Raw genomic sequence first — 25628 nt, 5'->3', positions numbered from 1 at the left:
CGCACAGAGTCTGCGAAAGACCCCGCGACACGCTCAGCGCAGGCCGAGCACGTCCTGCATGTCGAACAAGCCGTTTGCGTGGCCTTCGAGGAAACGCACCGCGCGCAGCGCGCCTTGCGCGTACGACAGGCGGCTCGCCGATTTGTGCGTGATTTCGATGCGCTCGCCGATGCCCGCGAACAGCACTGTATGGTCGCCGACGATGTCGCCGCCGCGAATCGCCGAAAAACCGATGGTGGACGGATCGCGTTCGCCGGTCACGCCTTCGCGGCTGTAGACGGCGCAATCGTCGAGATTGCGGCCGAGCGCGTTGGCGATCACTTCACCCATCGTCAGCGCGGTGCCGGACGGCGCGTCGACCTTGTGACGGTGATGCGCCTCGATGATTTCGATGTCGTAGCCGGTCGCGAAGTGCTTCGCGGCGAATTCGAGCAGCTTCAGCGTCACATTGACGCCGACGCTCATGTTCGACGAGAACATGATGGCGATCTTGTCCGCGGCGGCGTGCAATTGCGCTTTCTGCTCGTTGTCGAAACCGGTCGTGCCGATCACCATTTTCACGTTGTGGCGCTGCGCGGCTTCCAGATGCATCAGCGTGCCTTCGGGGCGCGTGAAGTCGATCAGGTAGTCCGACTCGGCGAACACGCGCTCGATGTCGTCGGTCAGCGCGACGCCCGTTTGTTTGCCGAGAAACGTACCGGCGTCCTGGCCGAGTTGCGGGGAGCCTGCACGGTCAAGCGCGCCGGACAACGTGGCGCCGGAATCGTTAAGGACGGTTTCGATGAGCATCCGGCCCATACGGCCCGATGCGCCAGCAATGGCAATTTTCATGGCTACGAGGCTTGGCGAAAGCAAAAAAGCCGGCAAAAAACCGGGCAAAAGCGGCGGCGGCCGAAATCTTGCGCAAGCGCCGCGCGTAACAGGAAAAGCAAAAAGTCCGACGGGCGCCACGCACGGCGTGTAGCCCGTGTGCAGTGCCCGTTCGCAGTGCCCTTCTTAAGACACGGACAGCCCGATTAGCCGCCCGTTCCCGAAGTTGCGGGAGAAGAAGTCAGCGGCGCGTTATACGTCGGGCCGCCGTTGCTGCTTTGCGGGCCCGTTGGTCCCACCGGATTTTCCTGCGTGCCCGGAACCTGTGGCGGCGGCGGACGATGGAACTGGAACTGCGGCTGACCCGCGGACGTTGGGCCTTGCGGCGGCACCCCGCCACCGTTGGCGGTCGGGGCGGTCGAGCGCACCGATGACCGCGTTCTGCCCGACGGCGACTGCACCGCATTGGTCGCACGATTGGCGGCCTGTGCAGCTTCGGCGTTCGCGTCCGTGGACGGCGCAGCCACTGCGGCGGCGTCGGCGGACGGCGAGCGCGTGGTGTCCACCGCAACCGGCGCCGCGGCCACCGGCGCGCTGGCGCCGCTTGCGCCGCTCGCCGCGACCGGCACGGCGGCCTTCCTGCCGCGCCTGTCGCCGTCGATTTCGGCTAGCAGCTCGAGGTTGGACGGCAGATCGTCGCCGCCCGACCAACTGGCGACGCGGTCGCCCGCGAAGATCACCACGAAGTCGCGTTGTTGCACGACGCTAGTCGAGCCGCGCTTGAAATAGAACACGTAGTCCCAGCGATCCGCGTGGAACATGTCGGTAAGCAACGGCGTGCCGAGCAGCTGGCGCACCTGCGCGCGCGACAGGCCGACCTGCATCTGCGAAGCCGCTTCTTTCGAGACGAAATTGCCCTGCACCACGGTAATCCGGTACGGCGTGATGCTTTGTGCAACGCGCTGCGTCAGGCTGTCGTAGGTGGAACATCCGGCAAGAACCGCGACAGTCACAGCAGCGATCAAGGTACCCCGCATGCGGCTCCCCCGGTAGATCAATTGAGATTTTGAAATCATTTCACTCACCGTGCGGGCCCGAGGACGAGCCGCGCGAGTTTCATTCCATCGAAGATGACCAGAACGGCAAAAACACATTACTATGAGAGCCCAGCATTGTACTCTAGGGATCCCTTGTCATGACCAATCCAACCGATCTCAAGAATATCGGGCTCAAGGCGACCCTACCGCGCCTCAAAATCCTTGAGATATTCCAGCATAGCCCGGTGCGCCACCTAACCGCAGAAGACGTCTACCGCAACCTGCTGCATGAAGAACTCGATATCGGCCTGGCAACCGTGTATCGCGTGCTGACGCAGTTCGAGCAGGCCGGCCTGCTGTCGCGCAGCAACTTCGAATCAGGCAAGGCGGTATTCGAGCTGAACGAAGGGTCGCATCACGATCACCTCGTATGCCTCGATTGCGGGCTCGTCGAAGAGTTTTTCGACTCCGAAATCGAAAGCCGCCAGCAGTCCATCGCAAAGGAACGCGGCTTCAAGCTGCAGGAGCACGCGTTGGCACTGTACGGCGCGTGCACCAAGGAGAATTGCCCGCATCGCAAGCATTGACGTGATGCAGGCCGCGTCGGGGTACGCGGTCGAGCAGACAAAACGCAAAAAGACCCGGCCGGTGAAAATCGGCCGGGTCTTTTTTGCGTGCGATTACAGCATGCTCAGTGCTGTAGCCGTGCTGCGATCCCGGCCCTATTCCACCATTTCGAAGCTCGCTTCGTACACGAGCCGGTACGGCTCGGACAACGACAATTCGTCGCAGTTGGGTTGTTCGCCGCCCCGATCCACCACGACAAAATCGCTCACCTGCTCGAGCGCGAGCAGCGGATGATGCCAGACGCCTTTCGCATAGTTCACGCCCTGCCAACCGTCGCTCCAGAAGCCCCGCATCTGTGCCGGGTCGAACTCGCCCGCCGGGGCGACGACCACCAGATATCGACGTGCCGTTAAGGGAATGAAAGCCTGACTGCCCAGCGGATGCCGCTCCATCATCGCGATTTCGACCGGCAGCGTCCGGGGTTGCGCGCGAAACACGCTGATCAGCGGCCGCCCGCCGTTTTCAGTGACGTCGACCTTGGCGAGGTCGTGATAGCGCTCGGTCGTGCCACCGTTGATCGCGAAATGGCGCGCGCCGTCCAGCTCGATTACGTCGCCGAACGGCGCGAAGGCCGCGCGCGTCAGCCGCTCCATCTGCAAAGTCTTCATCGACGCCACTCCGTTACGCGATTTCGCCCCACAACCGCAGGCGCGACACGCCGCCGTCCGGGAAGATATTGAAACGCACATGCGTCACCGGCCCGTGCGACGCGAGTTCCGCGGCGAACGTATGCACGTGGTCCATCTGCAGTTTCTGATCGCCGAGCAGCACCGGCCAGAACATCGCCTGCGTGACCAGCGAATCGTCGGTGCCGCCCGTGACCGAGGCTGCCTGCAGCGAGCAGCGGTCGGGGAAATTGCCCTTGAAGTGCGCCGTATCGACTTCGATCTTGCGAATCACGCCCGGCCGCGCGAGCGCGACGATTGCCCAGTCGTTACCGGGCTCGCGACGGCGCCGGGTTTCCCAGCCGTCGCCCATGTTGACGCCGCGCCCCGGCATCAGCATCTGCGAGGCAGGGCCGAAATGCTGGTTGTTCGCGGCGACGAGGTACGCGCCGTTTTCGATCGCGGCGAGGTCCAGCAGCGTGCCGCGTTCGACCCGCGCCCAGTCGCGCTGCGGCTGGCCGTACACGCGCAGGCGCGCGAGACCGCCATCCGGATACAGATTCACGCGCAGATGCGTGAAGGCGCGCGCGTCGTTCACTTCGACGTAGTGATGCTGGTTGCCCTGCAACGTGGTCGCCGGCACGAGGGTTTGCCAATCGACGTTGTCCGGCGGGACGTCGCCGTCCACGTGACACGCGTCGATCGAGGCGGCCGGCGGAAAATTGCCGGTGAAGTGGCTCGTGTCCAGATCGACGCCGTGCACGACGCCCGGCCGCGCGAGCTTGATCACGCAATAGTCGTGGCCGGTGGTGCGCTTGCGGCGGGTCTCCCAGCCGTCCATCCACTTGCCGTGGTCGTCGTACTTGCCGGGGATGAACACCGCCGGTTGCGGCTCGAGCATGCGTTCTTTCGGCGCGAAGAATTCATCGCTTGCGTAGAGCGCCTTCGCACCCAGACGCGGGTCGGCGAGGTTCATGTAGCGGCGGGTGAAAGCGGGAGCGTTGGGGTCGAGGATCGGATTAGCCATAGTCTCGGTCAGGCAACAGTGAGTTATGTAGGTGACAGCCGGCGGATTCACGGCATCCGCCGGCCAGAAAGCGCAGAGCGTCGGCTCGCGCGAAATCGGATGAAATCAGACCGCGGGCGCGTGATCACCGGCGGTGGACTCGATACCTGTTTCTTCACCGGCAGGAACGTAGCGCAGCGCAGCGTCGCGGTTCAGCACGCGATGGGCGCGGCTCCGGTCGATATCGTTTTCCCACACCGCGACCACCACCGTAGCGACGCAGTTGCCGATCAGGTTAGTGAGCGCGCGGGCGATGCCGACGAACCAGTCGACCGGCAGGATCAGCACGAGACCGAGCACGGGAATCGCCGGAATCGCGGACAGCGTCGCGGCCAGAATCACGATCGCCGAGCCGGGAATACCGTGCGCGCCCTTCGACGTCACCAGCGAGACCAGCACCACCACGATCAGATCGTGCATCGAGAGCGGCGTATTGGTGGCCTGCGCGATGAAGATCACCGCGAGCGTCAGATAGATCGAGAAGCCGTCGAGATTGAACGAGTAGCCGGTCGGAATCACGAGGCCGACGGTCGAATCCTTGACGCCCATCCATTCGAGCTTGCGCATGATCTGCGGCAGCACCGCATCGGACGAAGCCGTGCCGAGCACAATCGACAGTTCTTCGCGCAGGTAGCGGATCAGTTTGAAGATGCTGAAGCCGGACAGCCGCATCACGACGCCGAGCACGACCACCACGAACACGATGCAGCTCGCGTAGAACACCAGCACCAGCATGCCGAGTTGCTTGAGCGATTCCACGCCGTAGGTGCCGGTGGTGAAAGCGATCGCGCCAAGCACGCCGAGCGGCGCGAGTTTGATGATGAAACTCATCACGCGGAAGAACACCTGCGCCAGCTCGTCGATCAGGCTGCTGACACGCTGCGCCTTATTGCCGAGCAACGACAGCGCCGAGCCGAACAGCACCGAAAACACGAGGATTTGCAGGATGTCACCGGTCGCGAACGCGTTGATCGCCGTGTCGGGAATGATCTTCAGCAGAAAGCCGGCTGTGTCCTTCAGGCTCTTCGCGTGCTCGGTGTACGTGGACAGCGAAGCGGGATCGAGCGAATGCAGGTCGATATTCATGCCGACGCCGGGCCGCGTCGCATAGGCCAGCACCGCGCCGATCACGAGCGCAATCGTGGTCATGATTTCGAAGTAGATCACCGCCTTCAAGCCGACACGCCCCACTTTGCGCAGATCGCCGGCATGCGCCATGCCGCTCACGACGACGCAAAAGACGATCGGGCCGATCACCATCTTGATCAGTTTGAGAAAGCCGTCGCCGAGCGGGCGCAGCGATTGGGCGAAATGCGGGAACACGGCGCCGATCACGATGCCCGCCACCAGCGCTATGACGACCCGGCCAAACAGTGAATTGAAAAACTTCAACACGGCTTTCTCCTGGTTACGATTCACATCTGTTCAGACTGGTCCGACCAGTTCTGTTATCTCGAATAGTAGGAAGCCGATATACTGGCGTCAAGGATTCAAAGCACGGTGTTTACCCGTTCTTTTCTTCGTGTTTCAGGGCCGGATTCTCATGTTGAGCGGCTATCCGTACGAGCGTTCAGAACGCGTACTACAATGCTGGTCAGACCACGTCACACAAGTGAGCCAGGATGAAAAACGTTCCGCATACCGTTACTGATGCCGCCATCGCGACCATCCGCGAACGGATCGAAGCGGGCGCCTATCCGGTGGGCAGTCTGCTGCCGGCGCAGCGCCAGCTTTCCGAAGAACTGGCGATCAGCCGCGCGTCGCTGCGCGAGGCGCTGTCCACCCTCGAAGCGCTCGGTTTGCTGGTGATACGCCCCGGTAAGGGCGTGTATGTGGAAAGCGCACAGGCTACGGCGGCGAAATCGTGGCGCTTCGCTGAACAGTCGTCGCTGCCGGATACGTACCAGATGCGTTTCGCGCTCGAGGGTTTTGCCGCGCGAATGGCGGCGCAGGCTGTCAGCGACGCCGACCTCGTATGGTTCGAAGACAATATCGCGGCGATGCAGACGGCGCTCACCTGCGAAGAACTCGACGAAGCCGCCCAACTCGACTACGACTTCCACATGCGGATCGTGAGCATCGCCGGCAATGCGGCGATCGAATCGATTCTGAGCAGCAGCGCGGACATCATGAAGGAAAGCCAACGGCTGCCGTTCTACCGGCGCGAGCTTGTGCTGTCCACCTACCACGAGCATCGTGCGATTCTCGACGCGCTCACGGCGCGCGACTCCACCGCGGCCGGCAAAGCGATCGAAACGCATATCTCCAATGCCGCGCAGCGCGCCGGCGTCTACTTCCCCATCCCGCAGGCGTAAAAAAAGCCGCTTCGAAGAGCGGCTTTTTTGTCCCTTCGGCTAGAGCGGAGGGACCCCGAAGCAGACAGCTTACTTCGCGTTAGCGAGCGCCACAGCCGTGTCCAGCATGCGGTTCGAGAAGCCCCACTCGTTGTCGTACCAGCTCGACACCTTCACCAGACGGCCCGACACCTTGGTCAGCGTTGCATCGAACGTCGACGAAGCCGGGTTGTGGTTGAAGTCGATCGAGACCAGCGGCGCGTCGTTGTAGCCGAGGATGCCCTTCAGCGCGCCTTCCGATGCTTCCTTCATGATCGCGTTCACTTCTTCGACCGTCGTGTCACGCGCGGCGATGAACGACAGGTCGACGACCGACACGTTGATCGTCGGGACGCGGATCGCGTAGCCGTCCAGCTTGCCGTTCAGTTCCGGCAGCACGAGGCCGACTGCCGATGCAGCACCAGTCTTGGTCGGGATCTGGCTATGCGTGGCCGAGCGCGCGCGGCGCAGGTCTTCGTGGTACACGTCCGTCAGAACCTGGTCGTTCGTGTACGCGTGGATCGTCGTCATCAGGCCGTTGACCAGGCCGATCTTGTCGTTCAGCGGCTTGACGAGCGGTGCCAGGCAGTTGGTCGTGCACGATGCGTTCGAGATCACCGTGTCCGATGCCTTCAGCACGTTGTGGTTCACGCCGTAGACGATCGTTGCGTCGACATCTTTACCGCCAGGCGCCGAGATGATCACCTTCTTCGCGCCGCCCTTGATGTGCGCGCTAGCCTTCTCCTTGGTCGTGAAAAAGCCCGTGCATTCCATCACGACGTCGACGTTCAGCTCGCCCCACGGCAGTTCTGCCGGGTTGCGGTTAGCCAGCACGCGGATCTTGTCGCCGTTGACAACGAGGTAGTCGCCGTCCACCGACACTTCGCCCGGGAACTTGCCGTGCGCGGTGTCGTATTGCGTAAGGTGAGCGTTGGTCCTGGCATCGCCAAGATCGTTGATGGCGACGATTTCGATATCGTGCTTCTTGCCGTTTTCATAGAAGGCGCGCAGCGTGTTGCGGCCGATCCGGCCGTAGCCGTTGATTGCGACGCGAATCGTCATGGTCTATCTCCTGATGGCTGAAAAAATACGTCCAGGTTCGTCTGACTGGCAGCGTTGCCGCGCGTTCGCACGCATGCGGCAACGCTTGCCGAAGATCAGCCGAGCGCGGTTTTAGCCGTCTCTACGACGTGCTCGACGGTGAAGCCGAAATGCTTGAACAGCACGCCAGCCGGGGCCGATTCGCCGAACGTGTCGATCCCGACCACGCCGCCTTCCAGACCCACGTACTTGCGCCAGAAATCCGTGACACCCGCTTCGATCGCGACGCGGCGCACACCGTGCGGCAACACGCGTTCGCGGTATGCGGCGTCCTGCTTGTCGAACACGGTGGTCGACGGCATCGACACGACACGCGCTGCAATGCCTTCACGAGCCAACGGTTCGACAGCCTTCAACGCCAGTTCGATTTCCGAACCCGTGGCAATCAGGATGATCTTGCGCGCGACGATCTCGTCGTTCCAGTCGCGCAGCACATAACCGCCCTTCTCGATGTTGGCGATCTGCGCGTCGGTGCGCTCCGAGAACGGCAGGTTCTGACGGCTGAAAATCAGGCACGACGGGCCTTGATGCTCGACCGCGTGAGTCCAGGCCACCGCCGTTTCGACCGTATCGGCCGGGCGCCACACTTGCAGATTCGGGATCAGACGCAGGCTCGCGACGTGTTCGATCGACTGGTGAGTCGGGCCGTCTTCGCCGAGGCCGATCGAATCGTGCGTGAACACGAAGATCGACGGCGCTTTCATCAGCGCGGCCACGCGCAGCGCGTTGCGGCTGTAGTCGGAGAACGTCAGGAACGTGCCGCCGAACGCCTTGAAGCCGCCGTGCAGCGCGACGCCGTTGATCGCCGCGCTCATGCCGAACTCGCGCACACCGTAGTTCACGTAGTTGCCGGCTGCTTTGCCTTCGGCGTTCACACGCACCGGCTTGGCGGCCTTCCAGTTGGTCAGGTTCGAACCGGTCAGGTCAGCGGAGCCGCCGAGCAGTTCCGGCAGCACGGCCGACAAACCTTCGATCGCTTGCTGCGATGCCTTACGCGTAGCGACGGTTTCCGCGCGTTCGTTCGCGCCGGCGATGATCGCCTGCGCCTTTTCCTTCCAGTCGGCGGGCAGTTGCTTTGCGTTGCGGCGCGTGAATTCAGCCGCTTCCTGCGGATATTTCGCCGCGTATTGCGCGAATGCCTTGTCCCAGTCGGACTCGAGGCGCGCGCCGCCTTCCTTCGCGTCCCACGCTGCGTAGACTTCTTGCGGGATCACGAACGGCTCCCACTTCCAGCCGATGGCTGCGCGGGTCGCCGCGATTTCCTTGTCGCCGAGCGGCGAGCCGTGCGAATCGTGGCTGCCGGCCTTGGTCGGCGCGCCTTCGCCGATCACGGTCTTGCAGCAGATCAGCGTCGGCTTGTCAGATTGTTTGGCTTGCTTGATCGCGGCGTCGACCGCGTCGACGTCATGGCCGACCACGTTCGGAATCACGTTCCAGCCGTACGCTTCGAAGCGCTTCGGCGTGTCGTCGTGGAACCAGTGGACCACTTCGCCGTCGATCGAGATGCCGTTGTCGTCGTAGAACGCGATCAGCTTGTTCAGCTTCAGCACACCGGCGAGCGAGCAGGCCTCGTGGGAGATGCCTTCCATCAGGCAGCCGTCGCCGACGAACACGTACGTGTGGTGATCGACGATCTTCGCGTCAGGCTTGTTGAATTCGGTGGCGAGGAGCGACTCGGCGAGCGCCATGCCGACTGCATTGGCCAGACCCTGGCCGAGCGGGCCGGTGGTGGTTTCGACGCCCGGCGTGATGCCGTATTCCGGGTGACCCGGCGTCTTCGAATGCATCTGGCGGAAGTTCTTCAGCTCTTCCATCGGCAGATCGTAGCCTGTCAGATGCAGCAGCGAGTACAGCAGCATCGAGCCGTGCCCGTTCGACAGAACGAAACGGTCGCGATCGGCCCAGTGCGGGTTCTTCGGGTTGTGACGCAGATGGCGCGACCACAAAGCCACGCCGATTTCGGCCATGCCCATCGGCATGCCGGGGTGACCGGAATTCGCTTGTTGAACGGCATCCATGGACAACGCACGGATTGCGTTGGCCATCAGGGAGGTGGTTGCGGGAGACGAGGTCGTCATGTCGAGTCCGGAGACAGAGTCCAAAAAGCGGTGCGCGCTTGAGGCCCGGAAGCTCGGCGGCCAGTCCACTTCGGCGCACGGTGCGGCGCCAGGAGACGCGAGACGGGCAGAGCAAACGGACAAGGCTGAAAGCGTGACATTCTAACAGAACGTTGACCTGCTCCCCGCTCGGAAAGCCGCCTGGCTGTCCGGCCGCGCGCGATCCGAAGCCGCGCCGCGGCGGCGCCTTTACAATTGGGCAACCTCAACCCACCATGTTCCGTACCGAGCCCTGCCATCCGTGAGCGCACCTCTGCTGTTCCACCCGAGCACCGACGCCGTCTACGGCTTTCCGAACGCGCGCCGGCTCGCGCGCGTCGATTCGCCTTATCAGCGCATCGAGGTATGGGACACCCCGCAGCTCGGACGCCTGTTCACACTCGACGGCCGCCCGATGACCTCCACCGACGACGAGTTCATCTATCACGAATGCATGGTGCATCCAGCCGCTTTGGCTCATCCGTCGCCTAAAGCGGCGCTGGTGCTGGGCGGCGGCGACGGCGGCGCCGCACGGCAACTGCTGAGGCACCCGGGCATCGAACGAATCGTGGTGGCGGAGCTCGATGCCGACGTCGTGCGTCTGACGCGCGAGCATTTGCCGGACGTGCACGGCGGCGCCTTCGACGATCCACGCGTCGAACTCGTGATCGGCGATGCCACACATTACGTAGCAGCGGCCGCAGCGACAACAAGGACGACAGCGGCGCAGTTCGATCTCGTCGTGTTCGACCTGACGCCACCGGATTCGCCGGCCTCTACACACCGGCGTTCTACGCGCAGCTCAAACAGGTGATGAGCCCGGCCTCCGCACTCTCCCTGCACCTCGGCTCGCCGTACTTTCATGCCGAACGCGTCGCCGGCCTGCTCGACGATCTGCGCCAGGCGTTCGCCGTCGTACGCACGATGAGCACCTTCATCCCGCTATACGGCTCGCTCTGGATGATGGCGACCGCCAGCGACACGCTCGACCCCGCCGCCCTCACCGTGGACGACCTCGCCAGCCGCCTCGCCGCGCGCCGAATCGACGCGCTCAAGCAGTACGACGCGGCTACGCACGCCGGACTGTTCTCGGATTCTCAGTCTGTGCGCGATAAACTAAGTCAATTCTTAAAGCCATCACGGTAACGCAGGGGCAAAATGCACGGTTCGGTCGGTGCGCGCTATCGATATATCGATAGGTCCGCCGCCCGCCTGGCTTCGTAGCATGCGTCCCGCAAAACCCAAAAGATCCGGAGAAATCCATGACCGCCCCCCGTCCAGCCGGTGTGCCCTGGTTGACCCCCTATCTGACGGTACGCGACGCGCGTGCCACGACCTCGTTCTTCGAAGCGGCATTCGGCTTCGAAGTACGTGACAGTGTCCAGGACGACGGTGTTGTCATGCATGTCGAGATGATCTATCAGGGCCAGTTGATCGTGATGTTCGCGCCGGAAGGCGCGTTCGGCTCGGCTGCGAAGACACCCAGAAGCGCGGGCGCGATAGCGCCGCAATCGTTCTATATCTATGTCGACGATGTCGACGCGGTTTACACGCGGGCGCTGGCCGCCGGCGCAAAATCGCTGAGCGAGCCACAGGATCAATTCTGGGGAGACCGGTTTGCCCAGGTCGAAGATCTGGACGGCTACCGCTGGGCGCTCGCTCGCCACCTTTCCTGAACCAATGAGTATTTTTCTGATGCCTCGCTTCTTCGTCGATACGCCTCTCCAGCCCGACGACATCATGCAGCTTCCCGATGACGTCACGCGCCACATTCTCGTGCTGAGATTGCAGCCCGGCGATTCGATCGTGCTTTTCAACGGCGCAGGCGGCGAGTACAGCGCCGAACTCGTCGAAGTCGAACGCCGCTCGGCCAAGGTAAGGATTCGCGAATTCCGCACTATCGAAGTCGAAGCACCGTATCACCTGACACTCGCTCAAGGTATTGCCGGCGGCGACAAGATGGACTGGCTGATCGAGAAGGCGGTCGAACTGGGCGCGTCCAGTTTCGTGCCGCTCACCACCACGCGCAGCGTCGTGCGTCTTTCCGGCGACCGCGCGCAACGGCGGCATGTGCACTGGCAAGGTATCGTGCGCGCGTCGTGCGAACAGTGCGGACGCAACCGCTTGCCGGAAGTCATGCCGGTGCGCGAGATCGCCACCTGGCTCGGCGCGCTGCCGCGCGCGCCTGAAGATGGCGAGCTGCGAATCTTGCTGTCGCCACGCGCCAGCATCAGCTTTTCAGCTTTGCCCGCTAATCCGCCGTACGGCCGCGTGACCGTGCTGGTCGGCCCGGAAGGCGGCTTTTCGGCCGCTGAAGAAGCAGCTGCGACCGATCACGGATTTACCGCCGTCGGCCTCGGCCCACGTGTATTGCGCACGGAAACAGCCGGCATCGCGGTGCTCTCGGCGCTGGCGGCTCGCTGGGGCGGCTGGTAAGCCACTCTGACGCACCGCGCCCGACAGCCGATTTGGCCCGGCCGGCCCCACAGTCAGCGCAAAAAACGAGCACCAAAGCAAAGGCCCGCCAATTGGCGGGCCTTTCTCTTTCTTTTGCTGCGACAAGCGGCGTTCAGGCAAACGAATAAAACACCCGGAACGCAACCTTGCGCTCGGCCCAGAACTCGGCCGCTTCGCGGAACACGTCCAATAGCGTCTCGCGCCCTTCCTTGTCGAATTTCTGTGCAACCGGCAGTTGCTCGAGCACGATCACGAAGCCGGGCTGTGCGCCCGCTTTCTGAACCAGATCGGTCAGACAATCGTAGAGCGCATCGTAATTCTTGCCGAAGTGTTTCGGAAACAGGAACGATGTAGCGATAGTCTCAAGCACTTCCTGTTTGCTTTGCGCATTCGCGCAATACGCATACAGAAAATGCTGCCCGAGCTGATTGGCTTCGTCGGCTAGATCCTGCACGCGAAACGCGCGGATCGACTGTACGATGTTCGGTCGTACGGTCTTGAAAAGGCTCATGGGCTCCTCGTTCGATGAAAGCACAGTGCTAGCTTCGCTCTGGTTATCCCGGCCTTGACCGCCGACGCGCATCTTCATGACGCGCTGGAACAAATTGCCGTCGCCGGCCGCGAAAAGATCCGTCGCGACTCCGGAGTCGTGCGCGTAGACGTTGTCGCTCATGCCGTTCATCCCGATGTCATTCAACAATACGATTAAAACTGGTGTAGTGGTCGTCCGAGTAGTAGCAGTTATCGGTTCGCTTTAGCGGACCTCCGCAGACGATGCGACGCGCGCCGCGATTATGTGCGCGAGGCGTGGGAACGGTGTATTCGTGGTAATAGCCGCGCCGATGCGACGGCAGCAACCGTTCGCGATTGCCGAATACGATGCCGTCCTTCTCATACGGGTAAGGCCCGCCTGCGGCAATCAAGTTCAATGTATTGACCGCTTCGCGCGGCAACTGCGCCGCGGCGATGGTGCCTTGCACCTGTGCGTCTGTATCGGCGGGTGCCGTGTAGTCGCGCGCAAACGCGCCAGGCACGGAGCCGAACAATCCGCCGAGCATCAAAGCACCGATCAGCACGCCTTTAATGCGCTGCCACTTGCGTGCCATGAATCAGGGTTCCCCGCTGTTAGATCACGAGTTTGACGACCATGAAAGTCGTAAGGGTATCGCTAATGGCCCCCGGAATCAACGTTCGTTCGGCAGGCAAAAGGTTCCAATCGCGCGGTAAAGCGCCACGGAGCAGGCTTTGACGACTTTTGACAGAATATTTAGCTTACACAAGCTAAAATTAGCCCGATGATGCAATGAAGGGTGTCATTGAGAACCGGCCTGCTGTGGCTCGGCCCCTTTTCAATCTCTCTTATCCTTGCGATCTCGCAGAGGCTGAATGGCTTCATTCAGCTTTTTTTTGGGTGGCTATCCCCTGTTCACCCGAAGGCGTGCCCATTGCGGGCACGCCTCTTTTTCGTCTGAGAACCGATGCGCTCGAGCCCTCGAGCTTCAGTACCGACTCAACTTCCCGATTAGCGGGCAGCAATCACGTCAGCAACCAGCAGCGCCGTCATGTTGACGATGCGGCGAACCGTGGCCGATGGGGTCAGCACGTGCACCGGCTTGGCCGCGCCCAGCAGCATCGGGCCGATCGCGATGTTGTTGCCCGCGGCGGTTTTCAGCAGGTTGTACGAGATGTTGGCCGCGTCGATATTCGGCAGCACCAGCAGGTTCGCGTCGCCTTCCAGCGTCGAGTCGGGCAGCACTTCGCGCCGCAGATTCGCGTCGAGCGCAACGTCGCCGTGCATTTCGCCGTCCACTTGCAGGTCCGGGGCGCGCTCGCGCAGGATCGCCAGCGTGTCGCGCATCTTCTGCGCGGTCGGCGCGTTGCTCGAGCCGAAGTTCGAATGCGACACCAGCGCGATCTTCGGTTCGATACCGAAACGGCGCACTTCTTCGGCAGCCATGATCGTGATCTCGGCGAGCTGTTCCGGCGTCGGATCGACGTTCACGTGCGTATCGACCAGGAAAATCTGCCGGTTCGGCAACACCAGCGCGTTCATTGCCGCGTAGACAGCGCAACCTTCGCGCTTGCCGATCACCTGATCGATGAAGTGCAAATGACGATGCGTCGTGCTGATCGTGCCGCAGATCATGCCGTCCGCCTCGCCCTTTTTCACCAGCATCGAGCCGATCAGCGTGGTGCGGCGGCGCATTTCAAGCTTCGCCATCTGCTCGGTGATGCCCTTGCGCGACATCATCTTGTGATATTCCTGCCAGAAGTCGCGGTAGCGCTCGTCGTGGTCGGTGTTGACGACCGTGTAGTCGTGACCCGCAACCAGACGCAGACCGTAGCGCGCGATACGCTGCTCGATCACCGCCGGACGGCCGATCAGGATCGGCTTGGCGAGCTTTTCGTCGACGATGATCTGCATGGCGCGCAGCACGCGCTCTTCCTCGCCTTCCGCGAACACGATGCGCTTCTTCTCCGGCTCGACGCTGCGCGCCAACTGGAAGATCGGCTTCATCGTCGTGCCGCTGTGGTAGACGAATTGCTGCAGATGCTGTTCGTACGCGTCCATGTCCTCGATCGGACGGGTCGCGACGCCCGAATCCATCGCCGCCTTCGCCACTGCGGGCGCGACCTTGACGATCAGGCGCGGGTCGAACGGCTTCGGAATCAGGTATGCCGGACCGAACGAGAGATCCTGGATGCCATAAGCGGCTGCGACGATGTCGCTCTGCTCCTGGCGCGCCAGTTCGGCGATCGCATTGACCGCCGCGATTTCCATTTCACGCGTCACCGTCGTCGCACCTACATCCAGCGCGCCGCGGAACAGGAACGGGAACACCAGAACGTTGTTCACCTGGTTCGGATAGTCGGTGCGGCCTGTGCAGAGCACGGCGTCCGGACGCACTTCGAGCGCCAGCTCCGGCAGGATTTCCGGCGTCGGGTTGGCCAGCGCCAGAATCAGCGGCTTATCCGCCATCTGCTTGACAATCTCCTGCTTGAGCACGCCGCCGGCCGACAGGCCGAGGAAAATGTCCGCGCCGCCAATCGCTTCGGCGAGCGTGCGGGCTTCGGTTTCGCGTGCGAAGCGTTCCTTGTCCGGGTCCATCAGTTCGACGCGGCCCTTGTAGACCACGCCGGCCAGGTCGGTAACGGTGATGTTTTCGAGCGGCAAACCGATGTCGACCAGCAAATCCAGACAGGCCAGCGCCGCAGCGCCCGCGCCGGAGGAGACCAGCTTGACCTTCTTGATGTCCTTGCCGACCACCTTCAAACCGTTGGTGATCGCCGCCGCGACGACGATGGCCGTGCCGTGCTGGTCGTCGTGGAAGACCGGAATCTTCATACGCTTGCGGCATTCGCGTTCGACGATGAAGCAGTCCGGCGCCTTGATGTCTTCGAGGTTGATGCCGCCGAAGGTCGGCTCCAGCGCGGCAATCACGTCGACCAGCTTGTGCGGATCGGACTCGTTCAGCTCGATATCGAACACGTCGATGCCGGCGAACTTCTTGAACAGGACGGCCTTGCCTTCCATGACCGGCTTCGACGCGAGCGGCCCGATGTTGCCCAGACCCAGCACCGCGGTGCCGTTCGTGACCACGCCGACGAGGTTGCTGCGCGCGGTGAAACGCGCCGCGTTCAGCGGGTTTTCGACGATTTCCTCGCACGCGAACGCGACGCCCGGCGAGTACGCCAACGCGAGGTCGCGCTGGTTGATCATCTGCTTGGTCGGGGCGATCGCGATCTTCCCGGGGGTGGGGAACTCGTGATAATCGAGAGCGGCTTCGCGGAGTTTGCTATTGACGGGAGTCGACATAAGGCGGGCTTCGAAGTGCGGATTAGAATAGATGTTCGACGGCATTGTAGCCCCAATCGCCGCCCCAATTCCTTCAATACGGGTACAACTGCCGCGACTGAAATACAGCGAAAGGTGCGCGAGGCGCGCTTCGGGCGGAACGCGAATCGAATGCGGGTTGAGTGCGGCTTGAGTGCGGATCAGGTGTTTACCCGCCGCCTTCTTCGTACAATGCGCGCCGTTAGCGGCTTTTCATCGCCCTTACCCATTCACTCATCGCCACCATGCTCTCCGAGTTTTCACTGATCGATCGTTTCTTCGCGCGCCGCGCCGCCGCTCTGCCGCCCAATACCGTCGACGGCACGCTCGGCATCGGTGACGACTGCGCGCTGCTCGCGCCGCGCGCCGGCGAGATACTGGCGATATCGACGGACATGCTGGTCGAAGGCCGCCACTTCTTCGCCGATATCGATCCCGAAGCGCTCGGTCACAAGGCGCTCGCGGTGAATTTATCGGACCTCGCCGCGATGGGCGCGAAGCCACAGGCGTTCACGCTGGCGTTCTCCTTGCCGAAAGCAGACGAAGCATGGCTCACCGCATTCAGCGAGGGCCTCTTTGCGATTGCCGGGCGCTACGGCTGCGAGTTGATCGGCGGCGATACGACCGGCGGCCCGCTGAATCTCTGCATCACTGTATTCGGTAGCGTGCCGCCGCGGATGGCGCTGCGCCGCGACGCTGCGCAACCGGGTGATGACATCTGGATCTCCGGCGCCCTCGGCGACGCACGCGCCGGGCTTGGCGTGCAACGCGGCGAGTGGTCGGCGGACCTGGCGGACACTGCGACGTTTCGTCGCGCCCTCGAGCGCCCGGAGCCACGCATCGCGCTTGGTCTGGCGCTGCGCGGCATCGCGCATGCGGCGCTCGATCTGTCGGATGGGCTCGCCGGCGACCTGCTGCACATCCTCGAACGCTCGAAAATGCAGGCGAGCGTCGATGTCGACGCCGTGCCGCGTTCGGCAGCCTTACGCCGCTTATCGCCCGAAATCCAGCAGCGCTGCACGCTTGCCGGGGGCGACGACTACGAACTGTGCTTCACGGCGCCCGTGGCTGCGCGCGCATCGGTTGAAGCGGCCGGCCGCGAGGTGAATCTGCCGGTCACGCGCATCGGTACAATAAGCGCTCTTCAAACGGCGGCCGACCGCCCGGCGATCAACTGGCGCGATGCCGCCGGCGCGCCGCTCACTCTGACGTTGCAAGGCTTCGACCATTTCCATGCAGACTGATCCCTCGCTCGGCCCTGCCGACGATCTCACCGGCAGCCCGCCGCCCAAAGCGCCCGAGCCGCGCCCACCGCGCCGCGCCACCGCGCGCTTCATGCTGTCGCATCCGCTGCACATCTTGTCGCTGGGATTCGGCAGCGGCTTGTCGCCGGTTGCGCCGGGTACGGTCGGCACGCTGTTCGCGTGGGCGTCGTTCGCCGTGTTGAGCCGTTATTTGACGGTGATCGAATGGGGCCTGCTGATCGCCGTCGGGTTTGTCGGCGGCATTGCGATCTGCGGCTTCACCGCGAAGAAGCTCGGCATCGACGATCCGTCGCCGGTTGTGTGGGATGAAATCATTGCGTTCTGGCTGGTGTTGCTGATGGTCACGCCGGTCACGCTAACCGGGCAATTCGCCGCGTTCATCGTGTTCCGCTTCTTCGACATGGTGAAACCGCCGCCGATTGGCTACTTCGATCGCAGACTGAAAGGTGGCTTTGGCATCATGTTCGATGACCTGGTCGCCGCGTTTTTCACGCTGCTCGTGATTGCGCTCTGGCGCATGTCGGTTTAACCGCCACCAGCCCCCGTAGCCGGTTGCCCGCAGCCGGTCGCCCGCTTCCGGATTGACGCCATGCCTACCGATTCCGTGGTTCACCAGCTCGCCATTCGCGTGAGCAACCGCTTGCGCGACGAACGCCTGATGCTCGTGACCGCCGAATCCTGCACGGGCGGCATGGTGGCAACGGCGATCACCGATATTTCCGGCAGCAGCGGCTGGTTCGAGCGCGGCTTCGTCACGTATTCGAACCAGGCGAAGTGCGAAATGATCGGCGTGCCGGCCGAACTGATCGACAAGCACGGCGCGGTGAGCGAGCAAGTGGCTCGTGCGATGGCCGAGGGCGCGCTGCGCAACAGCCGCGCGCAGGTGTCGCTGTCGATCACCGGCGTCGCCGGCCCGGGCGGCGGCACGGAAACCAAGCCGGTCGGGATGGTGTCGTTCGGCTGGAGCAACCGGCTGCATACGTCGGTGGAAACCAAGGTATTCAAGGGCGACCGCGAGAAGATCCGCGTGCAGGCCGCAGCGCATGCATTGCGCGGCTTGCTGGAAATGCTCGACGAGCGCGAACACTAACTTCCGGTTGGATGCCCAGGATGCCCGCATCGCACGCAGCCAAAGACGAGTTGATCCGGCGCTTCGATCTGAAGCCGCATCCGGAAGGCGGGTTTTTTAGCGAGACATACCGGTCGGCCGGGCTGGTGAGCCGCGACGACGGTTCTACTGAGACGCGCTCTGCGTCCACCGCGATCTATTACCTGCTCTGCGACGGCGCGCATTCGACGTGGCATCGGATCAAGTCCGACGAGGTCTGGCATTTTTATGCGGGAGAACCGCTGAACGTGCACGTGCTCGACGAAGCGGGCCATCTGGTCACACACCGGCTGGGCAACGCGCTGACGCATTCCGATGCCGTGTTTCAGGCGGTTGTGCCCGCAGGGTTGTGGTTTGCCGCGGAATGCGCCGACCCGGCCACATTCGCGTTGGTGGGTTGCACGGTGGCGCCGGGGTTCGAATTCAGCGAATTCGAGCTCGCGGATGTCGACGCGTTGAAGACGAAGCATCCGCGGCATGCAGCGTTTATCGAGCGGCTGGGGCCGGCTGCTTGACTAGCCCCAGCGCCGCCCAACGCAGCCTGTCCAGAAGCGGATTAAGAGGCTGTCTTTTCCAACGACAGCCGTCCATCACCGAAACGCATTAATCCGATCGCGCGTTTGCATCGCGGCCTTGGCGGCGGCGTCGGCGAAATCTTCACCCTTACCCGCGTAGATAATCGCGCGCGACGAGTTGATCAGCATCCCTGTGCCCTTCGCCGTACGGCCGGCGTTCACCGTCGCTTGAACATCGCCGCCTTGCGCGCCGATGCCCGGAATCAACAACGGCATTTCGCCGACAATCCCGCGCACCACTTCGATTTCCTTCGGGAAGGTTGCGCCGACTACCAGACCCAGCTGTCCGCTCGCGTTCCACTTGTCAGCCGCCAGTTGCGCGACCACCTGATACAGCGGACGCCCGCCCGTCTCCAGAAACTGCAGGTCCGACCCGCCGGGATTCGAAGTCCGGCACAACACGATCACGCCCTTGCCTTCGTGCTCCAGATACGGCTCGATCGAGTCGAAACCCATATACGGATTCACCGTCACCGCGTCCGCCCGATAGCGCTCGAACGCCTCGCGCGCGTACTGTTCGGCGGTACTGCCGATGTCGCCACGCTTCGCGTCCAGAATCACCGGCAGGCCCGGGTGGTGCGCATGAATGTGCGCGATCAGCTGCTCGAGCTGGTCTTCCGCGCGATGAGCGGCGAAGTACGCAATCTGCGGCTTGAACGATGAGGCATACGGCGCCGTCGCGTCGACGATCACCCGGCAGAAGTCGTAAATCGCTTCGGGACGGCCCGCAAGCGCGCCCGGGAATTTGCTGGGCTCGGGATCGAGGCCGACGCACAGCAGCGAGTTCGTGCGCTGCCAGGCGTCGTTGAGTGTCTGGATGAAATTGGACATGGTGAGTCTCGCGGCGAGCCGATAACGGAAGAGGCGCGTATTTTACCCGTCCTGCGCGGCGGCCCGCGCCGGCGTCGTTCCGTGCCAGGCGGTGCAGTGTGCTGATCTGCTCGCCTACTGCCGCCGCCGCGAACCACGAGCGCCCGGCATCGAGCGCAAACCGGTACGTTCGACGGTAAAGCGGAACGAGCGCGTCAGCCGCTCGCCGCGTCCCAACATCGTCATGCCGTTCTCGCACGCGCCGCCGGCCAGATTCATCGCGTTGATCGGATGATCGACCGGCTCGAAGCAAAAGAAGTCCTCGCCGGGCGGCGTGTACAGCACGTAGTAGTCAGTGTCGGCGGCGATCGTCAGCGACAGGCGGCGCTTCGGCCACACCACCGCCGCCTGTCCGCTCCAACCGGTGAACGCATGATTGACGATGGCCTCGGGCAACGGATACGCAACGCCGAATTGCCACGCGGGTGGCGTCGGCACATGGCGCACCGGCAGCCAGTCGTCGCCGGCAAGCCACAGGCCGCCGGCCGCCGCCGAGAGTTCGGTATCCGCGTCGCGGACGAAAAATGGATGGATGCCCAGCCCGAAAGGCAGCGCCTCACGGCCGGCGTTCTCGATCTCCAGCGTGACGGCGAGCGTGGGCCCATCCAGCGTGTAGGTTTGCGTGGCGCGAAACGCGTACGGTTTGCCGTCGTGGCGATCGAGCGTCAGGCGCACGTTTTCGCGATCCGCCTCGGCGACCTGCCACGCAGATTGCCAGCCGTCGCCGTGAATCGGCAACGGCTCGTCGGCGCGGTTGCGCGGCACGTCGACACGCCGTCCCGCGACATTGAAATAGCCGCCGCCGATCCGGTTCGAATACGGCAGCAACGGATAGCAGGCAAGCTGGTTCGGCTGCGTATCGGCACCGACGTGGCGGCAACGGCGAAAGATCGGAGTAAGCGCGCCGTCGTTGCGCCAGTCGAAACGGGTGATGCCGCCGCCGAGCGTCGGCGCGACGTCGAGCCGCAGTTGCGCGTTGGCGAGCGTAATGCAGGCGAGCTCCCCGCCGCTCGTTTCGCCAACCGCGACTGCGGAGGTACTGGGACCCGGAAGCACCGGATTGGCCGCTGCGGCGAGTCGCGCGCGTCGGCTTTGAGTAGAGGCGGAAACTAGATTCGCAACAGTCATATCTGGCTCCATCGAGAGGCGTGGGACGTTGCCGTCATCGCTGACGGGTGCTGTTGGGCGATTTTTTTTAATGGGTCGCCTTTGGGTCCGAACTGCATGCTGCCGATTTGCTGCCACTGAGTTTTGCGACATCAACGGTTGATTCACCGTCAAATTCACTGCTCTCTGCCATACACCGCTGCCTCAACAACCAAAGCAGCGTCATTCTGCGCTATGCCGGCACACCTTGGAACACCGGTTCGGGCAAACCCCGCCGCCCAGGTGTTGCGATAAACACACCACCCGCACGTGAATCGCCCGCGAGTGCAGTAGCATCGAGGCCGATGCGCGCGCTCGTGATGTACAGCGTGTCCAACTGCGCACCGCCGAGCGCGACGCAGCTCGGCTGCACCGTCGGCACGTCGATGCGTTCCGTTTCGACGCCGTCGGGGCCATAACGCACGACCCGATTTCCGCCCCATTGCGCGTTCCACAAGCCGCCGTCGCGATCGACAGTCGAGCCGTCGGGTTCGCCGGTGGTGTCCGTCAGCGCGGTGAAGACGCGGTCGTTGGCGACGCTGCCGTCCACGCGATAGTCGCAGGCGCGGATTTCGCGGGCCGGCGAATCGCAGTAGTACATCGTCGCGCCGTCCGGACTGAACGCGATGCTGTTCGAGATGGCCGGCGCGGGCAGTGGCAAGCGCTCCAGCGACAAATCGTGATTCACGCGGTAAAACCCGCCGACCGGTTTGACCGGCGAGCCTTCGTCTTTCGTACCGAACACAAAACGCCCCTGACGATCGCAGCGGCCATCGTTCACGCGCGTGTTCAACCCTGGCTCGACATCGGTGATACGCTGCATCTCGCCGGTCGCGAGATCGAAAAACGCCAGATGCGTGGCCAGGCCGAGCAACAGGTAATGCGGATCGGCGCACAGCGCGAAGGTCGCGAGGCGCTCAGGCATGCGCCAGAAGGTGCTGCGGCCATCGAGAGGGTCATAGCGCCACAGCCGCGCGCCCTCGATATCGGTCCAGTAGAAGCGGCCGGTTTTCGCGCACCACGTCGCGCCTTCGCCGAGCGTGCATTTCGCATCGATCAGCAACGCCGCGCGATGCGAGCGCGAGGTCGTGCTCACGCCCAGCCTCCGTCCACGACGATGTCCTGCGCGGTGATCATCTTGCTGTCGTCGGCGGCGAGGAACAGCGCCATGCGCGCGAGGTCGGCGGGCTGCAATTCAGCATCGATGCACTGGCCCTCCTTGATCGAGCGACGGCCCGCGTCGTCGAGCCATAGACGCTTCTGCTTCTCCGTCATCACCCAGCCCGGCACCAGCGTATTGACGCGGATGTTGAACGGGCCGAGGTCGCGCGCCAAACCACGCGTCAAACCCTGCACCGCCGATTTCGACATCACGTACACCGGATAACCGCCGTTCTTCAGCATCCAGCTGATCGAACCGAGATTGATGATCGACCCCGCATTGGCCGCTTTCATGTCCTCCATCACCGCTTGCGCCGCGAAAAACTGATGGCGGATATTCACCGCGATACCCGCATCGAAAAACTCGGGCGTCACTTCTCCGATCGAATGACGGCGATCGTTCGCGGCGTTGTTTACCAGCACCTGGATTGGTCCGATTGCGGCTTTCACGTCGGCGATCGCTTTTCGCAGCGCGTCGATATCGGTCAGATCGCATGGCAAGAACAGCGGCTTGTGTTTCGACTCGCCGAGTTCGTCGGCGAGCGCTTCGCCCGCTGTCGCATCGATATCGAAGAACCCAACGCGCGCGCCTTGCGACGCGAAATGCTCGACGAACGATGCGCCGATACCGGTCGCGCCGCCCGTGATCAACACCGTGCGGTCAACGAGACTCGGATAGCGCGCGAACGCGTTATCCGCGAGACTGGCGTTTGCATTGGCCGGAGACGACATCGTTCGATTCCTTTATGAACAAGGTGGATTTAATCGCGTGATCCGCGATTCTTCAACTGATCGAGCAACACGGCGGCAAGCAGGATCGCGCCACGCACGAGGTACTGATAGAACGCGTCGATGTTCATCAGGTTCATCACGTTCTCGACCGTGCCCATGATCAGCACGCCGATCACGACACCCGAGATCGTCGCGCGGCCGCCGAGCAGCGACACGCCGCCCAACACGCATGCCGAAATCACGTTCAGTTCGAAGCCTTCGGCAGCGTTCGGCTGACCCGACGTAATCCGCGACGCAAGAATCACGCCGGCGAGCGCGGTGACCGCGCCTTGAATCAGGAAGATATAAACACGTGTGCGCTCGACGTTAATACCGGCCAGACGCGACGCCTCCGGATTACCGCCGATCGCCAGCGTATTGCGGCCGTACACCGTCTGATTGAGCATCACGCCGAACACGATAAAGCACAGGAGCGTGACCCAGATCGGCAGCGACACACCGAAGAAGCTCAAGCCGCCCAACGCGATAAACGTATCCGACGACACGCCGACGGCCTGCCCGTGCGACACGATAAAGCCGAGACCGCGGACGATTTCCATCGTCGCCAGCGTCGTAATCAGCGCGTTGATCCGCAGATACGCAATCACCGCACCGTTGACGAAACCGATCACCGCGCCCGCGAACACCGCGGCGACGATCGCGATGAACGTATTGCCGGTCGCGTTCAGCACCATCGCGCACAGCACGCCGGCGAACGCGACCGTCGAACCCACCGACAAGTCGAAATCGCGCGACGCCAGACAGAACATCATCGTGCACGCGACCATGCCGATCTGCGAGATCGACAGCGCGAGGCCGAGCATGTTCTCGATCGAGAAGAAGTGATCGACGGTCAGCGACATCGTGATGAACATCAGCAGGAAGATCACGATCAGGCTGTATTCGGTGATCTGCTGCCACCATTTCGCCTTGTCGCTACCTTGCGGAATCAGCGCGTCGGCGGCGCTTTTGGCCGCCTGTTGCGCGAGGTTTTCTCTGGCTTGCATGTTGAAGACTCCTCCCGTTCCCCACGGGTTGCGGACTTTCGTCCAGATAATGTTCAGGCCGCTTGCTGGGTGGCGGGCAGCGCGGTGGAGCTTTGCGGCAATGCGAGGCTCAGCACCGTTTGTTCAGTGGCTTCCTTGCGCGACAATTCGCCGGAAATACGGCCCTGACGCATCACGACGATCCGGTCGGACACGCCGAGCACTTCCGGCAATTCCGACGAAATCATCACGATCGCGCAGCCGCGTTCGGCAAGCTGATAGATCACGTTATAGATCTCATGCTTCGCGCCGACATCAATACCGCGCGTCGGCTCGTCGAGAATCACCACTTTCAGATCCGGCTCGGCCAGCCAGCGCGACAGAATCGCCTTCTGCTGGTTGCCGCCCGACAGAAAACGAATCTTCTGGCGGCGGCTCGGCGTCTTGATCTTCAGCAGCTTGATGAAACGATCCGCGGTTTCCGCTTCTTTCTTGCGATCGAGAAACATCCCGGCGCGCAGATAGTGGCGGCGGCAACTGATATTGATGTTCTCCGACACGGTCGCCATCGCGACGATGCCTTCTTCCTTGCGATCTTCCGGGCACAACACGATGCCGTGTTTGATCGCTTCACCCGCGCTGCGCACCTTGATCGGTTTGCCGTCGAGCAGCAATTCGCCGCCCTTCCTGTGATCCGCGCCGTACACCAGGTGCATCAGTTCGCTGCGTCCCGCGCCCACCAAACCGAAAAAGCCGACGATTTCGCCGCGCCGCACTTCGAAGCTGGCCGGTTGCGCGAGCGCATGCCCTTCGATCGCCTTCGCGGCGAAACGCACTTCACCGAGCGGCCGTGCTGAATAGTTATAGATGTCGGCGATCTCACGCCCGACCATTTCACTGACGATCGTGTCGCGCTTCACGCCTTCGAGCGTCGGATGCGAGGCGATCTTGCGGCCGTCGCGGAAGATCGTGCACGCGTCGCACAGCTCGTAAATCTCGTCCATCCGGTGCGAGATGTAGATCATCGCGCGGTTGTCAGCACGCAGATCGCGCACCAGCTTGAACAGCACTTCGGTCTCGCGATGCGACAGCGAGCTGGTCGGTTCGTCCAGTGCAATCACGCGCGCGTTGCGCAGCAGCGCCTTGCAGATTTCGACCATTTGCCGTTGCGCGATCGAGAGCTTCCTCAGCTTCGCATTCGGATCGAGCGCCACGCCCATCGCTTCGAGGCGTTCGCGCACGAAGCGTTTTGCCTCGCGCTTGTTGACCCAGCCGAGCGAATTCGGCAGTTGGCCAAGCAGCAGATTTTCCGCGACCGTCAGATCGGGCACGTATTGCAATTCCTGGTGAATCACCGCGATCCCCGCCGCGATCGACGAAGCGGCGCTCGTGAAGCGCACCTCATTACCGTCGATCATCACGCGGCCCGCATCCGGCTGGTATTCACCGCCGAGAATCTTCAGCAGGGTCGATTTCCCTGCGCCGTTTTCGCCCATCAGGCCGTGCACCTGGCCGACGTTGACGTCGAAGGACACACCGTCGAGCGCACGCACGCCTGGAAAGACTTTGCCGATATTGTCAAAACGTAGCGTCGCTGACACTTCGCCTCCTATGTCGACAGGAGTTAGCGCTTTAGCGCTTACTCCTGCCCCATGCAGTTGTATGTCGACCTGAGTTGGCGCTTCAGCGCTTTACTCAGGTCCCATTCATGTGACCCGCGCTCCACGTGCCTCGTGGACCTCATAGACACTCGCACGGTCTGTCTCAACCACTTCTTCT

Annotated in this window: 24 protein-coding genes and 1 pseudogene; 9 read left to right on the top strand and 16 right to left on the bottom strand. The window is 62.8% G+C overall.

Features of this window, described 5'->3' with window-relative positions; genetic code table 11:
• Positions 1–33: 33 nt before the first annotated feature.
• Positions 34–831 (bottom strand): 4-hydroxy-tetrahydrodipicolinate reductase, encoded by a 798-nt coding sequence (gene dapB / locus WN982_RS02860; RefSeq protein WP_341314292.1) that lies wholly within the window; start codon positions 829–831, stop codon positions 34–36.
• A gap of 185 nt (positions 832–1016) precedes the next feature.
• Positions 1017–1847, bottom strand: a complete 831-nt coding sequence (gene bamE, locus WN982_RS02855) for an outer membrane protein assembly factor BamE (RefSeq protein WP_341315701.1) — start codon at positions 1845–1847, stop codon at positions 1017–1019.
• A gap of 158 nt (positions 1848–2005) precedes the next feature.
• Between bamE and fur the strand changes: the two genes are divergently transcribed.
• Complete coding sequence (fur, locus tag WN982_RS02850; protein ID WP_012434340.1) at positions 2006–2434, top strand: ferric iron uptake transcriptional regulator; 429 nt, start codon at positions 2006–2008, stop codon at positions 2432–2434.
• 135 nt (positions 2435–2569) lie between these two features.
• Here fur and WN982_RS02845 read toward each other — a convergent pair whose 3' ends face one another.
• From WN982_RS02845 to WN982_RS02835, 3 genes are all read right to left on the bottom strand, one after another.
• Complete coding sequence (locus WN982_RS02845) at positions 2570–3082, bottom strand: ureidoglycolate lyase (RefSeq protein ID WP_341314291.1); 513 nt, start codon at positions 3080–3082, stop codon at positions 2570–2572.
• Positions 3083–3095: 13 nt separating this feature from the next.
• Positions 3096–4106, bottom strand: a complete 1011-nt coding sequence (gene alc / locus WN982_RS02840; RefSeq protein WP_341314290.1) for an allantoicase — start codon at positions 4104–4106, stop codon at positions 3096–3098.
• Between the two features lie 105 nt (positions 4107–4211).
• Entirely contained in the window at positions 4212–5540 is a 1329-nt protein-coding gene (locus WN982_RS02835; RefSeq protein WP_341314289.1) for a C4-dicarboxylate transporter DctA, read from the bottom strand.
• Positions 5541–5767: 227 nt separating this feature from the next.
• On the opposite strand from WN982_RS02835, the gene WN982_RS02830 reads away from it, so the two are divergent.
• Positions 5768–6460 (top strand): FadR/GntR family transcriptional regulator, encoded by a 693-nt coding sequence (locus WN982_RS02830; protein WP_341314288.1) that lies wholly within the window; start codon positions 5768–5770, stop codon positions 6458–6460.
• Between the two features lie 69 nt (positions 6461–6529).
• Here WN982_RS02830 and gap read toward each other — a convergent pair whose 3' ends face one another.
• Entirely contained in the window at positions 6530–7540 is a 1011-nt protein-coding gene (gap, locus tag WN982_RS02825; RefSeq protein ID WP_341314287.1) for a type I glyceraldehyde-3-phosphate dehydrogenase, read from the bottom strand.
• Positions 7541–7635: 95 nt separating this feature from the next.
• Complete coding sequence (gene tkt / locus WN982_RS02820; protein WP_341314286.1) at positions 7636–9657, bottom strand: transketolase; 2022 nt, start codon at positions 9655–9657, stop codon at positions 7636–7638.
• A 280-nt stretch (positions 9658–9937) separates the two neighbouring features.
• Between tkt and speE the strand changes: the two are divergent.
• From speE to WN982_RS02805, 3 genes and pseudogenes are all read left to right on the top strand, one after another.
• Positions 9938–10821: pseudogene (gene speE, locus WN982_RS02815) on the top strand (polyamine aminopropyltransferase).
• Positions 10822–10937: 116 nt separating this feature from the next.
• On the top strand, positions 10938–11351 hold the full coding sequence (locus tag WN982_RS02810) for a VOC family protein (RefSeq protein WP_341314285.1): 414 nt from the start codon (positions 10938–10940) through the stop codon (positions 11349–11351).
• A 19-nt stretch (positions 11352–11370) separates the two neighbouring features.
• Positions 11371–12111: a 16S rRNA (uracil(1498)-N(3))-methyltransferase gene (locus WN982_RS02805; RefSeq protein WP_341314284.1), complete on the top strand. Its 741-nt coding sequence runs from the start codon at positions 11371–11373 to the stop codon at positions 12109–12111.
• A gap of 133 nt (positions 12112–12244) precedes the next feature.
• Here WN982_RS02805 and WN982_RS02800 read toward each other — a convergent pair whose 3' ends face one another.
• The 3 genes from WN982_RS02800 to WN982_RS02790 all read right to left on the bottom strand — a co-directional run bounded on the left by WN982_RS02800 (position 12245) and on the right by WN982_RS02790 (position 15994).
• The gene (locus WN982_RS02800) at positions 12245–12805 is read right to left on the bottom strand and encodes a barstar family protein (RefSeq protein ID WP_341314283.1); all 561 of its coding nucleotides are present in this window, start codon (positions 12803–12805) and stop codon (positions 12245–12247) included.
• 16 nt (positions 12806–12821) lie between these two features.
• Complete coding sequence (locus tag WN982_RS02795; protein WP_341314282.1) at positions 12822–13238, bottom strand: ribonuclease; 417 nt, start codon at positions 13236–13238, stop codon at positions 12822–12824.
• Positions 13239–13654: 416 nt separating this feature from the next.
• A complete protein-coding gene (locus tag WN982_RS02790) occupies positions 13655–15994 on the bottom strand; it encodes an NADP-dependent malic enzyme (RefSeq protein WP_341314281.1) in 2340 nt (779 codons plus the stop codon).
• A gap of 218 nt (positions 15995–16212) precedes the next feature.
• Here WN982_RS02790 and thiL point away from each other — a divergent pair, with 218 nt between their 5' ends.
• The 4 genes from thiL to WN982_RS02770 are packed head-to-tail and all read left to right on the top strand — an operon-like array spanning position 16213 to position 18855.
• Entirely contained in the window at positions 16213–17211 is a 999-nt protein-coding gene (gene thiL, locus WN982_RS02785) for a thiamine-phosphate kinase (protein ID WP_341314280.1), read from the top strand.
• Positions 17201–17761, top strand: a complete 561-nt coding sequence (locus WN982_RS02780; RefSeq protein ID WP_341314279.1) for a phosphatidylglycerophosphatase A — start codon at positions 17201–17203, stop codon at positions 17759–17761. Before thiL ends, WN982_RS02780 begins: the two co-directional genes overlap by 11 nt.
• Positions 17762–17821: 60 nt before the next feature.
• Positions 17822–18322: a CinA family protein gene (locus WN982_RS02775; RefSeq protein WP_341314278.1), complete on the top strand. Its 501-nt coding sequence runs from the start codon at positions 17822–17824 to the stop codon at positions 18320–18322.
• 20 nt (positions 18323–18342) lie between these two features.
• Positions 18343–18855: a cupin domain-containing protein gene (locus tag WN982_RS02770; protein ID WP_341314277.1), complete on the top strand. Its 513-nt coding sequence runs from the start codon at positions 18343–18345 to the stop codon at positions 18853–18855.
• 75 nt (positions 18856–18930) lie between these two features.
• Here WN982_RS02770 and pyrF read toward each other — a convergent pair whose 3' ends face one another.
• The 6 genes from pyrF to araG form a co-directional block, all read right to left on the bottom strand.
• Positions 18931–19746 (bottom strand): orotidine-5'-phosphate decarboxylase, encoded by an 816-nt coding sequence (gene pyrF / locus WN982_RS02765; protein WP_341314276.1) that lies wholly within the window; start codon positions 19744–19746, stop codon positions 18931–18933.
• A gap of 114 nt (positions 19747–19860) precedes the next feature.
• Positions 19861–20913, bottom strand: a complete 1053-nt coding sequence (locus WN982_RS02760; protein ID WP_341314275.1) for an aldose 1-epimerase — start codon at positions 20911–20913, stop codon at positions 19861–19863.
• Positions 20914–21124: 211 nt separating this feature from the next.
• The gene (locus tag WN982_RS02755; RefSeq protein WP_341314274.1) at positions 21125–22027 is read right to left on the bottom strand and encodes an SMP-30/gluconolactonase/LRE family protein; all 903 of its coding nucleotides are present in this window, start codon (positions 22025–22027) and stop codon (positions 21125–21127) included.
• Positions 22024–22824 carry an SDR family oxidoreductase gene (locus WN982_RS02750; protein ID WP_341314273.1) on the bottom strand — a complete coding sequence of 267 codons (801 nt, stop codon included), beginning with the start codon at positions 22822–22824 and terminating at the stop codon, positions 22024–22026. The genes WN982_RS02755 and WN982_RS02750 overlap by 4 nt, the downstream gene beginning before the upstream one ends.
• A 29-nt stretch (positions 22825–22853) precedes the next feature.
• Positions 22854–23870 carry an L-arabinose ABC transporter permease AraH gene (gene araH / locus WN982_RS02745; RefSeq protein ID WP_341314272.1) on the bottom strand — a complete coding sequence of 339 codons (1017 nt, stop codon included), beginning with the start codon at positions 23868–23870 and terminating at the stop codon, positions 22854–22856.
• A 53-nt stretch (positions 23871–23923) separates the two neighbouring features.
• Complete coding sequence (araG, locus tag WN982_RS02740) at positions 23924–25450, bottom strand: L-arabinose ABC transporter ATP-binding protein AraG (RefSeq protein WP_341314271.1); 1527 nt, start codon at positions 25448–25450, stop codon at positions 23924–23926.
• Positions 25451–25628: the final 178 nt, after the last annotated feature.

Origin of the sequence: Paraburkholderia sp. IMGN_8, from assembly GCF_038050405.1 — a bacterium.
GTDB lineage: Bacteria > Pseudomonadota > Gammaproteobacteria > Burkholderiales > Burkholderiaceae > Paraburkholderia.
Note: the sequence above shows the minus strand (reverse complement) of the source record. Positions and strands in the feature narration are given on the sequence as shown.